This window comes from Austwickia sp., assembly GCA_016699675.1.
In the GTDB taxonomy this organism is placed as follows: Bacteria; Actinomycetota; Actinomycetes; order Actinomycetales; family Dermatophilaceae; genus Austwickia.
The window spans coordinates 2,909,943-2,923,558 of sequence record CP064985.1 but is presented as its reverse complement, the minus strand read 5'-3'; the positions used below and the strand labels follow the sequence as shown (position 1 = coordinate 2,923,558).

Here is a 13,616-nt window from a genome sequence, read left to right as displayed (position 1 = left end):
GCTTCGCTCGCCTCAGCGGCGTCGTTCTTCGCCATGGTCAGTCAACCTCCTCGACGGTCACGAGATGCGTCACCGTGCGGACCATGCCCCGGATCTCCGGGCGGTCCTCCTTGACGACGCAGTCACCGATGCGCTTGAGGCCCAGCGTGCGCAGGGTCTGGCGCTGGTTCTGCTTGCCGCCGATCTCGGAACGGATCTGGGTCACCTTGAGTCGGGCCATCACGCACCCGCTCCCGCGCGGGCCCGCAGCAGAGCCGCCGGCGCCACGTCCTCGAGCGGAAGGCCACGACGGGCGGCCACGGACTCGGGCCGCTCCAGGTCCTTCAGCGCCGCCACCGTCGCGTGGACGATGTTGATCGCATTGTCGCTGCCCAGGGACTTCGAGAGCACGTCGGAGATGCCGGCGCACTCCAGCACCGCACGCACTGGGCCACCGGCGATGACACCGGTACCGGGAGCGGCCGGGCGCAGCAGCACGACGCCGGCCGCGGCCTCCCCCTGCACGGGGTGCGGGATGGTTCCCTGGATGCGCGGGACCTTGAAGAAGGCCTTCTTGGCCTCTTCGACGCCCTTGGCGATCGCGGCGGGAACCTCCTTGGCTTTGCCGTAGCCGACGCCGACGGTGCCGTCAGCGTCGCCGACGACGACCAACGCGGTGAAGCTGAACCGCCGGCCACCCTTGACGACCTTGGAGACGCGGTTGATCGTCACCACGCGCTCGACGTACTGGTTGCGCGCCTCGTCCTGCGCGCCCCGACGGTTGTCGCGGTCGCGACCGCCGCGGCGGTCGCCTCGCTCGTTACGGTCGCCGCCGGCACGGTCCGCGCCACCGGCGGCACCGGCGCCAGTGCCTCGGCGCTGGGGTCCAGCCATCAGTCGATCCTCTTCTCGTAGTTCGTGGTGCCGATCGCAGCACCGCCACGGGTCACGCTGCTCACAGGACCAGCCCACCTTCGCGGGCACCCTCGGCAATCGCCGCGATGCGCCCGTGGTATTTGCTGCCGCCACGGTCGAACACGACCGAGGAGATGCCGGCCGACTTGGCCCGCTCCGCGAGCAGCTCGCCGACCTTCTTGGCCTTGGCCGTCTTGTCGCCGTCCAGGGAGCGCAGGTCCGCCTCCATCGTCGAGGCGCTGGCCAGCGTCTTGCCCGCCAGGTCGTCGACGATCTGCACGAAGACGTGCCGCGACGAGCGCGTCACGACCATGCGTGGCTGCGCCTGGGTGCCCCGGATCTTCTTGCGAAGCCGCAGGTGGCGACGGCTGCGCGCGGCGGCCTTGCTCTTGCCGCGCTTGGTGATGATCGCCATGGGTTACTTACCAGCCTTTCCGACCTTGCGCCGGATGACCTCGCCGGCGTACCGCACACCCTTGCCCTTGTAGGGGTCGGGCTTGCGCAGCTTGCGGATGTTCGCGGCGGTCTCGCCGACCAGCTGCTTGTCGATGCCCGACACGCTGAACCTGGTAGGGCCCTCGACTGCGAAGATGATGCCCGCCGGCGGCTCGACCGTGATGGTGTGGCTGTAGCCCAGCGAGAACTCGAGGTTGGAGCCCCGGGCGAGCACGCGGTAACCGGTGCCCTGGATCTCCATCTTCTTCTCGTAGCCGCTGGTGACGCCCACGATCATGTTGTTGATCAGGGTCCGGGTCAGGCCGTGCAGGGAGCGCGACATCCGCTCGTCGTCCGGGCGGGAGACGGCGATGGCGCCGTCCTCACCGCGGGCGACGGAGATGGGCTCGCGCACGCTGTGCGACAGCTCCCCCTTGGGGCCCTTCACGCGCACGTTCTGACCGTCGATGCTGACATCAACGCCGGACGGGACGGTGACCGGGAGTCGTCCGATTCGGGACATGGTTTTTCTCCTCCTCGCTTTCCGTCACCAGACGTAGGCGAGGACTTCCCCACCCACGCCCTTCGCCGCGGCCTGCCGGTCGGTGAGCAGCCCCGAGGACGTGGACAGGATCGCCACGCCCAGGCCACCGAGCACCTTGGGCAGGTTGGTCGACTTCGCGTAGACCCGCAGGCCGGGCTTGCTGACGCGGCGGACGCCGGCGATCGAGCGCTCCCGGTTGGGGCCGTACTTGAGGTCGATGGTCAGGGTCTTGCCGACCTCGGCGTCCTCGACCTTCCACGCGGCGATGTAGCCCTCCTTCTGGAGGATCTCCGCGATGTTCGACTTGAGCTTGCTGAACGGCATGGACACGGTGTCATGGTGCGCCGAGTTGGCGTTCCGCACCCGCGTCAGCATGTCCGCGATGGGGTCCGTCATGGTCATTGGGCTTCTCCGCCCTTTCTCACCGGGGTTTCCCCACCCGCCGAATGCGGCGAGGGCGACCTACGGTGTTCCAAACTTTCGGGTGGGTCGGTGGTTACCAGCTGCTCTTGGTGACGCCGGGCAGTTCGCCGCGGTGCGCCATCTCCCGCAGGCAGACGCGGCAGAGGCCGAACTTCCGGTACACCGAGTGGGGACGCCCGCACTTCTGGCACCGGGTGTAGGCCCGCACCTTGAACTTGGGCTTGGCGTTCGCCTTGTTGATCAGCGCGGTCTTGGCCACGGTCAGTTCTCCTTGAACGGGAAGCCGAGGTGACGCAGCAGCGCCCGACCCTCGTCGTCATTCGTCGCGGTCGTGACGATGGTGATGTCCATGCCGCGCACGCGGTCGATGCGGTCCTGGTCGATCTCGTAGAACATCGACTGCTCGTTGAGGCCGAAGGTGTAGTTGCCGCGCCCGTCGAACTGCTTGGGCGACAGGCCACGGAAGTCACGGATCCGCGGCAGCGCGACCGTGACGAGCCGGTCGAGGAACTCCCACATCCGGTCCCCACGCAGCGTGGCGTGGCAGCCGATGGGCATGCCCTCGCGGAGCTTGAACTGCGCGATCGACTTGCGCGCCTTGGTGACGACGGGCTTCTGGCCGGTGATGGCCGTCAGGTCGCGCACCGCGCCCTCGATGAGCTTGCTGTCGCGCGCGGCCTCGCCGACGCCCATGTTGACGATCACCTTGGTGACGCCGGGCACCTGCATGACGTTGCCGTAGGCGAACTCCTTGAGCAGCGCGGGCTTGATCTCCTCGCGGTAGCGGGCCTTGAGCCGCGCCGCCGGCGCCTCGGTCGATTCGGTCGTCGTCGTCATCACAGGTCCTTCCCGGAGCGCACGGCCACCCGGATCCGGGCCGTCTTCGTGCGCCCGTTGCGCTCGACGGTCTCCATCCGGGTCCGGATGCGGGTCGGCTTCTTGGTCTCGGGGTCGACGATCGCCACGTTGCTCACGTGGATCGGCGCCTCGGTGTGCACCAGCCCACCGGTGCGCGACCCGCGCGAGGTCTGGCCCGCCTTGGTGTGCTTGGTCACCCGGTTGACGCCCTCGACCAGCACGCGGCCGGTCTCGGGGTAGACCTCGATGACCTTGCCCTGCTTGCCGCGGTCGCCACCCTTGTCCTGCTTGCGACCCGTGATGACCTGCACGAGGTCACCCTTCTTGATCTTCATCTTGGCCATGGCCTCAGAGCACCTCCGGGGCGAGCGAGATGATCTTCATGAACTTCTTCTCGCGCAGCTCTCGTCCCACCGGGCCGAAGATGCGGGTGCCGCGGGGGTCCCCGTCGTTCTTGAGGATCACGGCGGCGTTCTCGTCGAACTTGATGTAGGAGCCGTCGGGGCGACGGCGTTCCTTCTTGGTGCGCACGATGACCGCCTTGACGACATCGCCCTTCTTGACGTTGCCGCCGGGGATGGCGTCCTTGACGGTGGCGACGATGATGTCGCCGACGCCGGCGTACCGCCGACCCGACCCGCCGAGAACCCGGATGCAGAGGATTTCCTTTGCACCCGTGTTGTCGGCGACCCGCAGTCGCGACTCCTGCTGAATCACTTCTCACTCCTGTCGTCGCGCCGGTTCTCTGCCCCCGAGCGGGGGTCGAGCCTTGCGGAACGGATCTTGGGGTTTCGCTCTTCGGGGTGCCGCCCGCCCGCCGTACGGCGTCGCGGGGGCGCTCCGGCCAGCGGAAGGCTTACTTGGCGCGCTCGAGGATCTCCACGACCCGCCACCGCTTGGTGGCGGACAGCGGCCGGGTCTCCATGATCAGGACGCGGTCGCCGACGCCACACTCGTTGGCCTCGTCGTGCGCCTTGAGCTTGTTCGTACGCCGCATGACCTTGCCGTAGAGGGCGTGCTTGACGCGGTCCTCGACCTCGACGACCACGGTCTTGTCCATCTTGTCGGACACGACATAACCCTGAGCCGTCTTGCGGGACCCGCGCACGGGTGCCTGCGTCGCCTGGGTGCTGTCCGCCATCAGTTGGTCCCTCCGATGTTCAGCTCACGCTCGCGCATGATCGTGTAGATCCGGGCGATGTCCCGACGGACGGCCCGCAGCCGGCCGTGGTTCTCCAACTGCCCGGTCGCAGACTGGAACCGGAGGTTGAAGAGCTCCTCCTTGGCCTTGCGCAGCTCGTCGACGAGCTTGTCCTCGGACAGCTCGCGCAGCGCGCCCGCCGCCAGGTCCTTGCTACCGACCGCCATCAGAAGTCACCACCCTCACGCCGCACGAAACGGCACTTCATGGGGAGCTTGTGCATCGCCAGACGCATGGCCTCGCGGGCCGTCTCCTCCGTCACACCGGACAGTTCGAACATCACGCGACCGGGCTTGACGTTGGCGATCCACCACTCCGGCGAGCCCTTGCCGGAACCCATCCGGGTCTCGGCGGGCTTCTTGGTCAGCGGGCGGTCCGGGTAGATGTTGATCCAGACCTTTCCGCCACGCTTGATGTAGCGGGTCATGGCGATACGGGCGGACTCGATCTGCCGGTTCGTCACGTACGCCGGCTCCAGGGCCTGGATGCCGTATTCGCCGAAGGCGATCGTGGTGCCGCCCTTGGAGGCGCCGGAGCGGTCGGGGTGGTGCTGCTTGCGGTGCTTGACGCGACGCGGAATCAACATCAGGACTGCTCTCCCTCAGTGCTGGCCGGACCGGCGGCCACTGCCGCCTCGGCACTGGCGGAGCCGGCGGACGCGGGCGCCTCGGCACCCTCGCGGCCACCGCGCTCGGGACGGTCGCCACCCGGGCGACGGCCGCGGGCGGGCCGGTCGTTGCGGTCCCCACGCGGGCTACGAGACGGCCGGCCGGGGGCCGCGGCCTGCTGGGCCGCGAGTTCCCGGGCGGTCATGTCGCCCTTGTAGATCCAGACCTTCACGCCGATGCGGCCGAAGGTCGTCTTGGCCTCATAGAAGCCGTAGTCGATCTGCGCGCGCAGCGTGTGCAGCGGCACCCGGCCCTCGCGGTAGAACTCCGAGCGGCTCATCTCGGCGCCGCCGAGGCGGCCGGAACACTGCACCCGGATGCCCTTGGCGCCGGCGCGCAGCGAGGACTGCATGCCCTTGCGCATGGCGCGCCGGAACGACACGCGAGCGGACAGCTGCTCGGCGATGCCCTGGGCCACCAGCTGCGCGTCCATCTCGGGGTTCTTGACCTCGAGGATGTTCAGCTGCACCTGCTTGCCCGTGAGCTTCTCCAGCTCGGAGCGGATCCGGTCGGCCTCGGCGCCGCGGCGGCCGATGACGATGCCCGGGCGCGCCGTGTGGATGTCGACGCGGACGCGGTCCCGGGTGCGCTCGATCTCGACGCGGCTGATGCCGGCGCGCTCCATGCCCGTGGACATGAGCTTGCGGATCGCCACGTCCTCCTTGACGTAGTCGCGGTAGCGCTGCCCGTGCTTCGTGGAGTCCGCGAACCACCGGCTCTTGTGCTCCGTGGTGATGCCGAGGCGGAAGCCGTGCGGGTTGACCTTCTGCCCCATCAGCGGGCACTTCCCTTCTTCTCCGGCTGACTCACGACGAGCGTGATGTGGCACGTGCGCTTGTTGATCCGGTAGGCCCGGCCCTGCGCGCGCGGCTGGAAACGCTTCATCGTGGGACCCTCGTCGACGTACGCCGTGCTGACGACCAGCTCGCGCTCGTCGAACGGCGCGGACGTCTTGTCGGCGAGGAAGCGGGCGTTCGCGATCGCGGACGCCAGGCACTTGCGCACCGGGTCGGAGGCCGACTGCGGCGCGAACTGCAGCACGGCCAGGGCCTCGACGGCCCCCTTGCCGCGGATGAGGTCGACGACACGGCGGGCCTTCATCGGCGTCACGCGCACGTTGCGCGCCTGCGCCTTGCCTTCCATGAGCCTGTCCTTGGTCTCTGTCTGGGCTGCCATCAGCGACGACGCCCCTTCTTGTCGTCCTTCACGTGCCCCTTGAAGGTGCGCGTCGGGGCGAACTCGCCGAGCTTGTGGCCGACCATCGACTCGGTGACGAACACCGGGACGTGCTTGCGGCCGTCGTGCACGGCGAAGGTGTGACCCAGGAAGTCGGGGGCGATGACCGACCGACGCGACCAGGTCTTGATGACGTTCTTGCTCTTGGCCTCGTTCGCGGCGTCCACCTTTTTCTGCAGGTGGTCGTCGATGAAGGGGCCCTTCTTCAGGCTACGCGGCATGTTTCCAGGCTCCTATCAGCGCTTCTTGCCGGTCCGACGGCGTCGAACGATGAGCTTGTCGCTCTCCTTGTTGGGGTGGCGGGTGCGACCCTCGGGCTGACCCCACGGGCTGACCGGGTTGCGGCCACCGGAGGTGCGACCCTCACCACCACCGTGCGGGTGGTCCACCGGGTTCATCACGACACCGCGGACGGTCGGGCGCTTGCCCTTCCACCGCATGCGGCCGGCCTTGCCCCAGTTGATGTTGCTCTGCTCGGCGTTGCCGACCTCGCCGACCGTCGCGCGGCAGCGGACGTCGACGTTGCGGATCTCGCCGGAGGGCATACGCAGCTGGGCGTACGGGCCGTCCTTGGCGACGAGCTGCACGCGCGCGCCGGCAGATCGAGCGATCTTCGCCCCGCCGCCGGGCCGCAGCTCGATGGCGTGGATGACCGTACCGACCGGGATGTTGCGTAGCGGCAGGTTGTTGCCGGGCTTGATGTCGGCGCCGGGGCCGTTCTCGATCCGATCCCCCTGCGCGAGGCGGTTTGGCGCCAGGATGTAGCGCTTCTCGCCGTCGGCGTAGTGCAGCAGCGCGATGCGCGCGGTGCGGTTGGGGTCGTACTCGATGTGCGCGACCTTCGCCGGCACGCCGTCCTTGTCGTGGCGCCGGAAGTCGATGACGCGGTAGGCGCGCTTGTGCCCGCCGCCAATGTGGCGGGTGGTGATGCGGCCCTGATTGTTGCGCCCGCCGGTCTTGCTCAGCGGCCGCACCAGGCTCTTCTCCGGCTCCGAGCGCGTGATCTCGACAAAGTCGGCCACGCTCGCGCCGCGACGACCCGGTGTCGTCGGCTTGTACTTGCGGATACCCATGTTCTCGTCCTGTCGTCCTCGTCAGCGGCTCAGGCTCGCGCCGTGCCGAAGATGTCGATCGAGCCTTCCTTCAGCGTGACGATCGCCCGCTTGGTGTCCTTGCGCCGACCGATGCCGAGGCGGGTACGGCGAGCCTTGCCCTGCCGGTTCAGCGTGTTGACCGAGGCGACCTTGACGTTGAAGATGCGCTCGACGGCGATCTTGATCTCCGTCTTGTTGGCGCGCGGGTCGACCACGAACGTGTACTTGCCCTCGTCCATGAGGCCGTAGGACTTCTCGGAGACGACCGGCTTGATGAGGATGTCGTGCGGATCCTTGCCCAGGGTGCTCACTTGCTGGCCTCCTCGTCATTGGCCGGGACCGAGGCGCCGGCCGCGGCGGGCCCCGCGATGTAGCTGCGCAGCGCCGCCTCGGAGAAGACGATGTCGTCCGCGCACAGCACGTCGTACGTGTTGAGCTGGTCGGCCATCAGCGCGTGCACCGCGGCGATGTTGCGCAGGGACAGCAGCTGCTGCGCCTCCGCGCGGCCGAGCACGACGAGCAGGTTGCGCCGCTCGCTCACCTTGGCGAGCAGCCCCGCGGCGGCCTTGGTCGACGGCGTCTCGCCCTCGACGAACGCGCTCACGCAGTGGATGCGACCATGGCGGGCCCGGTCGGACAGGGCGCCACGCAGCGCGGCGGCCTTCATCTTCTTGGGGGTCCGCTGGGCGTAGTTGCGCGGCTGCGGGCCGTGGACCGTGCCACCGCCGGTGAACTGCGGCGCCCGGGTCGAGCCCTGGCGGGCGCGGCCGGTGCCCTTCTGGCGGTAGGGCTTGCGGCCACCACCGCTCACGGCGCCGCGGGTCTTCGTGGCGTGCGTGCCCTGGCGGGCGGCCGCGAGCTGGGCCACGACGACCTGGTGGATCAGCGGCACGTTGGTCTGGACGTCGAACAGCTCGGCCGGCAACTCGATGGTGCCGCCCGCCGTGCCGTTCGCGTCAAGGATGTCGATGGTCGTCATGGCGTCAGGCTCCCTTGGCCGCCGTACGGACGAGGACGATGCCGCCGCGCGGGCCCGGGATGGCGCCCTTCACGAGCAGCAGCCCCTTCTCGGCGTCCACGGCGTGGATCGTGAGGTTCTGCGTGGTCTGGCGCACGCCGCCCATGCGGCCGGCCATGCGCTGTCCCTTGAACACGCGGGACGGCGTGGCGCAAGCACCGATCGAGCCGGGCTTGCGGTGGTTGCGGTGCGCACCATGGGAGGCGCCGACGCCGGAGAAGCCGTGCCGCTTCATGACGCCCGCGAAGCCCTTGCCCTTGCTGCGGCCGGAGACATCGACCTTGGCGCCCGCCTCGAACGCCTCGGCGGTGACCTCCTGGCCGAGGCTGAACTCGCCGGCGTTCGCCGTGCGGATCTCGACGAGGTAGCGGCGCGGGGTCACGCCCGCCTTGCTGAAGTGGCCCGTCTCGGGCTTGTTGACCTTGCGGGGGTCGATGGCGCCGAAACCGATCTGGACGGCGGCGTAGCCGTCGGTCTCGGGCGTGCGGACCTGCGTCACGACGCAGGGCCCGGCCTTGATGACGGTCACCGGCACGAGACGGTTGTCCTCGTCCCACACCTGCGTCATCCCGAGCTTCTCGCCCAGCACGCCAGAGACCACTCGGTCGGCGCGCCCCGTTGCTTGGGTAGTCATTCTCGCGTCCTCAGAGCTTGATCTCGATGTTCACGTCAGCCGGCAGGTCGAGCCGCATCAGCGAGTCGACGGCCTTCGGCGTCGGGTCGACGATGTCGATCAGACGCTTGTGCGTGCGCATCTCGAAGTGCTCGCGGCTGTCCTTGTATTTGTGCGGCGACCGAATCACGACGAAGACGTTCTTCTCCGTCGGCAGCGGCACCGGGCCCACCACGGTGGCGCCCGCGCGGGTCACCGTGTCGACAATCTTGCGCGCCGAGCTGTCGATGACCTCGTGGTCATACGACTTCAGCCGGATGCGGATCTTTTGTCCCGCCATCGCCTCGTCTGACTCTCTCTCGTCGTTCGTCGTCTCGCCGGGCCTGTCCCGATCCCTCCGACCCCCGCGGTCGGGTGTGTCGCCCTCGCGGGGGAAAGACGCGCACGCCGGAAGAGACCTTCCGTGGTCCGCGTCATCGGTGTCCGGTTGATCCCGGGCTTGGATGTCCCTCGCCCGGGGCCAGTCCCACGGAGCCGAACTCCGCGGTGCTAGTCACCTCTGTTCGAGGGACGGCGAGCGGGCGTGGGCCCACGTCGCGCGTCAAGCAACCGGTCTATAGTTCCACACCCCCGGTACCTGCTCCAAATCGCTGGTCCCGACCGGGGATTCCCTACCGCCGACTCGCTTTCCGCAGGGTCAGGAGCCGGTGGGTCCGCACCGGCGGGGCGATCCGCTCGAGCAGGTCCGCGCTGCCCCACGAGCGGGGCACCAGCGCCCGCGCCAGCGGCGGGGCCAGGATCAGCCGGCGCTGCCCCTCCAGCGTGAAGCCGGGGAAGAGGTCGACGGCCTCCTGCACCCGGAAGGCCCGGACGTCCGGGTTCTTCGGGTTGTCGATGGCGAAGTCGCAGGAGAGGAAGACCCCGCCGGGCTTCAGGACCCGAGCGATCTGGGCCGCGGCGGCGGCGCGCACCCGGTCGTCGAGGATCGAGGAGAACACGAGGTTGGCCACCACCACGTCCATGGCGCCGTCGGGCAGGGGCAGCGCGCCGTCCGGGTCGAGGACCTCGAGCGGGCACTGCGGGAACGTCTGCCGGGCCCGCTCGATCGCCGCCCGTCGGATGTCGACGCCGTGCAGCCGCTGCGGGCTCGCCCCCCAGGCCAGCCAGCGCCCGAGCCAGCGACCGTTCCCGCAGCCGTAGTCGAGGATCTCCAGCTCCCCCAGCCGGTCCCAGAGCCCGGCCGCACGCAGTGCCGCGAGGGTGGCCGTCTCCATGCTCTGGATCCGCTGCAGGTAGACGGGGTTGACGTCGGCGTACTCCAGGTCCGTGTCGTAGCCGCGCGCGGTGTAGATGCGCTCGACGCGCGCGGCCTCGCGGGCCGCGTCCGGCTCCTCGCCGGTCGCGTCGGGCCGGTCGCTGGTCGGGTTTCCCCCGGGGGTTGCTCCTGCGCCCGCTTGGCTGAGGGGTACGGCGGGCGTCGCGGGGGTGGCGGACGCGGTACGGCGGCGCCGGCGGCTCTCACTCCTCCGTCGACCGGCCGCGGTCTCGGCGGCCTGCGCGAGCAGCTCGACCAGCCGGGCCGCTCCGACGGCCTCCGAGAGATGATCCAGGTAGTAGCTCCGGCCCGCCTGGCCCTTGGCGGCCAGCTCGCCGGCGTCCAGCCCGCGCGCCGCGAGCACCGCGTCGGCGAGGGCACGGGGATCGCCCGGGGGGATCGCCCAGCCGGCCCCGGACTCCTCGATGAGCCGGCGCGCGTCCCCGCCGACGGCGCCGATGATCGGCCGGCCCGTCGCCAGGGTCGCGGGCAGCTTGCTGGGCAGCGTGCTCGCGAAGACCGGCAGGTCGGCCAGGCTGATGAGTTGGACCTGGGCGGATCCCAGCACGTCGGCCATGCGCTCGACAGGCTGTGCGTCGGCGAACGTCACGTTGTCGAGGCCGCGGCGGCGGACCTCATCGACGAGGCCGGCCTTCGCCACTCCACCGCCGACCAGCAGGAACCCGATGTCGGTGTGGTCGCGCACCAGCTCCGCGGCACCCAGGACCACGTCCAGCCCCTGGACCTCGCCCATGGCCCCGGCGTACATCACCGTGAACGGCCGCCGCGCCGGCAGGCCCACCTCGGCCGGCGTCTCCACGGGGTGGAACGCCGCCTCGTTGGCCCAGTTCGAGACGAACGTGAGCTTGTCGCGCGGTACGCCGCGGGCGGCGATGACATCGGCCATCCCCGGCGAGGTGACGGCGATGAAGTCCGCCTCGGCGTACAGCCGGTCCATCACCCGGTGCAGGGCCTTCTCGGCCCGCCCGACCGTCCCGCCGGAGATCATCCCGCTGGCCGTCACCGACTGCGGCCACAGGTCCTGGATCTGCAGCCCGAACGGGATGCCCCGCAGGTGCTTGAGGACCAGGCCGGCGCCCGCGGTGAACGGCGGCGACGGCACGACAAGAACGGCGTCGGACCGACCCAATGCCTTGCTCGCCAGGGCCGCGGCGCTCGCGCCGAACGACAGGTAGTTGCCCGCCCGACGTACCGGGTTGGCGTCGTGACTCACGTACAGCGGCGCCCGGTGCACCGTGACCCCGTCGCGCACCTCGCGCTGGTAGGGGCGCAGCCGATAGCCCTCGGCCAGCCGCCCGCTGGGGTAGTTCGGGAAACCGGTGAGCACGTCCACCTCGTGGCCGAGCGCGTGCAGGGCCCGCGCGATGACACCGAAGGTCATGGCGGAGCCGCCCTCGGGGTCGTACCACTGGGTGACCATGCCGATGCGCACGAGTGGGATCCCTTCGCCGGTCTGCGTGCTCAGCCTACGTCGCGCGGCGACCCCGGGTTGCAGCCCGCGGCGACCGTGCGGGCATAGCCGACCGCGGGGCGGGCCGGCTCCAGATACCAGGCGTCCTTCGTCGCTGCGAACTGCGCGTGACAGACGAACTGGTCCCGCATCCCCGCCGTGTCCGCCTCTGGCACCGCGACCACGACCCGACGCCAGGCCTCCTCCGCGACCTCGGTCGTGCCGTGGTCGCGCAGGTAGGTCGTTGGGGTCACCACGAGCGCCCGCTCCCCCTCGCGGGTCACCCAGGTCAGGTCCGCGACCAACGGCGGGTACGTCGTGGGCCCGGCCCCGCCCGGCGTACGGGTCCCGGCCGCGCCCGACGTACCGGTCCCGGCCGCGCCCGGCGTACCAGTTCCAGCGGCACCCGACGTACCGGTCCCGGCCGAGCCGCACCCGCCGACTCCCGCCAGGCAGCCGACCGCCACCAGCACCGCCGTCGCGCTCCCGAGCCGGGGACGCAACGCGGCAGGGCCCGGGCGAAGCGCCCGGGCCCTGCCGCTGTGCTCACGCACGATGGCCGAATCGGCCGTCAGATCACTTGATGATCTTGGTGACGCGCCCGGCGCCGACGGTGCGGCCGCCCTCGCGGATGGCGAACTTGAGGCCGTCCTCCATGGCGATGGGCTGGATCAGGTCGACCTTCATCTCGGTGTTGTCACCGGGCATGACCATCTCGGTGCCCTCGGGCAGGTGCACGACGCCCGTCACGTCCGTGGTGCGGAAGTAGAACTGCGGACGGTAGTTGTCGTAGAACGGCGTGTGCCGGCCACCCTCGTCCTTGCCGAGGATGTAGACGTTCGCCTCGAACTCGGTGTGCGGGGTGGTCGAACCCGGCTTGCAGACGACCTGGCCGCGCTCCACCTCTTCGCGCTTGATGCCACGAAGGAGCAGGCCGACGTTCTCGCCCGCGCGGCCCTCGTCGAGCAGCTTGCGGAACATCTCGATGCCCGTGACGGTCGTCTTCTGGGTCTTGTCGTGGATGCCGACGATCTCGACCTCCTCGTTGACCTTGAGGATGCCGCGCTCGATACGGCCGGTGACGACCGTGCCACGACCGGTGATCGTGAAGACGTCCTCGATCGGCATGAGGAACGGCTTGTCCGTCTCACGCAGCGGCTCGGGGATGTAGTCGTCGACGGCCTGCATGAGCTCCAGGATCGACTTGCTCCACTCGGCGTCGCCCTCCAGCGCCTTCAGCGCGGAGACCTTGACGACCGGCAGGTCGTCGCCGGGGAACTCGTAGATGGAGAGCAGCTCGCGGACCTCCATCTCGACGAGCTCGAGGATCTCCTCGTCGTCGACCATGTCGGTCTTGTTGAGCGCGACCACGATGTAGGGGACGCCGACCTGGCGGGCCAGGAGGACGTGCTCCTTCGTCTGCGGCATCGGGCCGTCGGTCGCGGCGACCACGAGGATCGCGCCGTCCATCTGCGCCGCGCCCGTGATCATGTTCTTCACGTAGTCGGCGTGGCCGGGGCAGTCGACGTGCGCGTAGTGGCGCGTGTCGGTCTGGTACTCGACGTGCGCGATGGAGATCGTGATGCCGCGCTGGCGCTCCTCAGGAGCCTTGTCGATCTCGTCGAACGGCGTGAAGGGGTTCAGGTCCGGGTGAGCGTCGTGCAGCACCTTGGTGATCGCCGCGGTCAGCGTCGTCTTGCCGTGGTCGATGTGACCGATGGTGCCGATGTTGACGTGCGGCTTGGTCCGCTCGAACTTCGCCTTCGCCACTGGGGTCCTCCTGTTGGACTTGGTGTTTCAACGCCGTACGCCAAGCTGGACGTGGCGACGTCTTTCTGGTGGGGAT

Annotated in this window: 23 protein-coding genes; all 23 read right to left on the bottom strand. The window is 69.6% G+C overall.

All coding sequences use genetic code 11. From position 1 onward, the window contains the following. Positions 1 to 37: 37 nt before the first annotated feature. The 23 genes from rpmD to tuf all read right to left on the bottom strand — a co-directional run bounded on the left by rpmD (position 38) and on the right by tuf (position 13,540). Positions 38 to 220 (bottom strand): 50S ribosomal protein L30, encoded by a 183-nt coding sequence (rpmD, locus tag IPK37_13380; protein ID QQS02870.1) that lies wholly within the window; start codon positions 218 to 220, stop codon positions 38 to 40. Further along, entirely contained in the window at positions 220 to 873 is a 654-nt protein-coding gene (gene rpsE, locus IPK37_13375; protein QQR99943.1) for a 30S ribosomal protein S5, read from the bottom strand. Before rpsE ends, rpmD begins: the two co-directional genes overlap by 1 nt. A 61-nt stretch (positions 874 to 934) precedes the next feature. After that, positions 935 to 1,303 carry a 50S ribosomal protein L18 gene (gene rplR / locus IPK37_13370; GenBank protein ID QQS02869.1) on the bottom strand — a complete coding sequence of 123 codons (369 nt, stop codon included), beginning with the start codon at positions 1,301 to 1,303 and terminating at the stop codon, positions 935 to 937. Positions 1,304 to 1,312: 9 nt separating this feature from the next. After that, the gene (gene rplF / locus IPK37_13365; protein QQR99942.1) at positions 1,313 to 1,852 is read right to left on the bottom strand and encodes a 50S ribosomal protein L6; all 540 of its coding nucleotides are present in this window, start codon (positions 1,850 to 1,852) and stop codon (positions 1,313 to 1,315) included. A gap of 24 nt (positions 1,853 to 1,876) precedes the next feature. Further along, a complete protein-coding gene (gene rpsH / locus IPK37_13360; GenBank protein ID QQR99941.1) occupies positions 1,877 to 2,275 on the bottom strand; it encodes a 30S ribosomal protein S8 in 399 nt (132 codons plus the stop codon). A 94-nt stretch (positions 2,276 to 2,369) separates the two neighbouring features. After that, entirely contained in the window at positions 2,370 to 2,555 is a 186-nt protein-coding gene (locus IPK37_13355) for a type Z 30S ribosomal protein S14 (GenBank protein ID QQR99940.1), read from the bottom strand. 2 nt (positions 2,556 to 2,557) lie between these two features. Continuing rightward, on the bottom strand, positions 2,558 to 3,133 hold the full coding sequence (rplE, locus tag IPK37_13350; GenBank protein ID QQR99939.1) for a 50S ribosomal protein L5: 576 nt from the start codon (positions 3,131 to 3,133) through the stop codon (positions 2,558 to 2,560). Then, positions 3,133 to 3,489, bottom strand: coding sequence for a 50S ribosomal protein L24 (gene rplX / locus IPK37_13345; protein ID QQS02868.1), 357 nt, complete (start codon positions 3,487 to 3,489; stop codon positions 3,133 to 3,135). The genes rplE and rplX overlap by 1 nt, the downstream gene beginning before the upstream one ends. A gap of 13 nt (positions 3,490 to 3,502) precedes the next feature. Beyond that, complete coding sequence (gene rplN / locus IPK37_13340) at positions 3,503 to 3,871, bottom strand: 50S ribosomal protein L14 (protein ID QQR99938.1); 369 nt, start codon at positions 3,869 to 3,871, stop codon at positions 3,503 to 3,505. Positions 3,872 to 4,010: 139 nt separating this feature from the next. After that, positions 4,011 to 4,295: a 30S ribosomal protein S17 gene (gene rpsQ, locus IPK37_13335; GenBank protein ID QQR99937.1), complete on the bottom strand. Its 285-nt coding sequence runs from the start codon at positions 4,293 to 4,295 to the stop codon at positions 4,011 to 4,013. Then, on the bottom strand, positions 4,295 to 4,522 hold the full coding sequence (locus IPK37_13330) for a 50S ribosomal protein L29 (protein ID QQR99936.1): 228 nt from the start codon (positions 4,520 to 4,522) through the stop codon (positions 4,295 to 4,297). The genes rpsQ and IPK37_13330 overlap by 1 nt, the downstream gene beginning before the upstream one ends. Continuing rightward, entirely contained in the window at positions 4,522 to 4,941 is a 420-nt protein-coding gene (gene rplP, locus IPK37_13325) for a 50S ribosomal protein L16 (GenBank protein QQR99935.1), read from the bottom strand. The genes IPK37_13330 and rplP overlap by 1 nt, the downstream gene beginning before the upstream one ends. Beyond that, entirely contained in the window at positions 4,941 to 5,798 is an 858-nt protein-coding gene (gene rpsC / locus IPK37_13320; GenBank protein QQR99934.1) for a 30S ribosomal protein S3, read from the bottom strand. Before rpsC ends, rplP begins: the two co-directional genes overlap by 1 nt. Then, on the bottom strand, positions 5,798 to 6,166 hold the full coding sequence (gene rplV / locus IPK37_13315) for a 50S ribosomal protein L22 (GenBank protein ID QQS02867.1): 369 nt from the start codon (positions 6,164 to 6,166) through the stop codon (positions 5,798 to 5,800). The genes rpsC and rplV overlap by 1 nt, the downstream gene beginning before the upstream one ends. 32 nt (positions 6,167 to 6,198) lie before the next feature. Beyond that, a complete protein-coding gene (gene rpsS / locus IPK37_13310) occupies positions 6,199 to 6,480 on the bottom strand; it encodes a 30S ribosomal protein S19 (protein QQR99933.1) in 282 nt (93 codons plus the stop codon). Between the two features lie 15 nt (positions 6,481 to 6,495). Further along, positions 6,496 to 7,332, bottom strand: coding sequence for a 50S ribosomal protein L2 (rplB, locus tag IPK37_13305; protein QQR99932.1), 837 nt, complete (start codon positions 7,330 to 7,332; stop codon positions 6,496 to 6,498). Positions 7,333 to 7,361: 29 nt separating this feature from the next. Further along, positions 7,362 to 7,664, bottom strand: coding sequence for a 50S ribosomal protein L23 (gene rplW, locus IPK37_13300; GenBank protein ID QQR99931.1), 303 nt, complete (start codon positions 7,662 to 7,664; stop codon positions 7,362 to 7,364). Beyond that, a complete protein-coding gene (gene rplD / locus IPK37_13295; GenBank protein QQR99930.1) occupies positions 7,661 to 8,332 on the bottom strand; it encodes a 50S ribosomal protein L4 in 672 nt (223 codons plus the stop codon). The genes rplW and rplD overlap by 4 nt, the downstream gene beginning before the upstream one ends. A 4-nt stretch (positions 8,333 to 8,336) precedes the next feature. After that, positions 8,337 to 9,005: a 50S ribosomal protein L3 gene (rplC, locus tag IPK37_13290; GenBank protein QQR99929.1), complete on the bottom strand. Its 669-nt coding sequence runs from the start codon at positions 9,003 to 9,005 to the stop codon at positions 8,337 to 8,339. 10 nt (positions 9,006 to 9,015) lie between these two features. Continuing rightward, positions 9,016 to 9,324 (bottom strand): 30S ribosomal protein S10, encoded by a 309-nt coding sequence (gene rpsJ / locus IPK37_13285; GenBank protein QQR99928.1) that lies wholly within the window; start codon positions 9,322 to 9,324, stop codon positions 9,016 to 9,018. A 331-nt stretch (positions 9,325 to 9,655) separates the two neighbouring features. Next, the gene (locus IPK37_13280) at positions 9,656 to 11,752 is read right to left on the bottom strand and encodes a methyltransferase domain-containing protein (GenBank protein ID QQR99927.1); all 2,097 of its coding nucleotides are present in this window, start codon (positions 11,750 to 11,752) and stop codon (positions 9,656 to 9,658) included. A 29-nt stretch (positions 11,753 to 11,781) separates the two neighbouring features. Further along, on the bottom strand, positions 11,782 to 12,243 hold the full coding sequence (locus tag IPK37_13275) for a DUF2599 domain-containing protein (GenBank protein QQS02866.1): 462 nt from the start codon (positions 12,241 to 12,243) through the stop codon (positions 11,782 to 11,784). Positions 12,244 to 12,346: 103 nt separating this feature from the next. After that, positions 12,347 to 13,540, bottom strand: a complete 1,194-nt coding sequence (gene tuf / locus IPK37_13270; GenBank protein ID QQR99926.1) for an elongation factor Tu — start codon at positions 13,538 to 13,540, stop codon at positions 12,347 to 12,349. Positions 13,541 to 13,616: the final 76 nt, after the last annotated feature.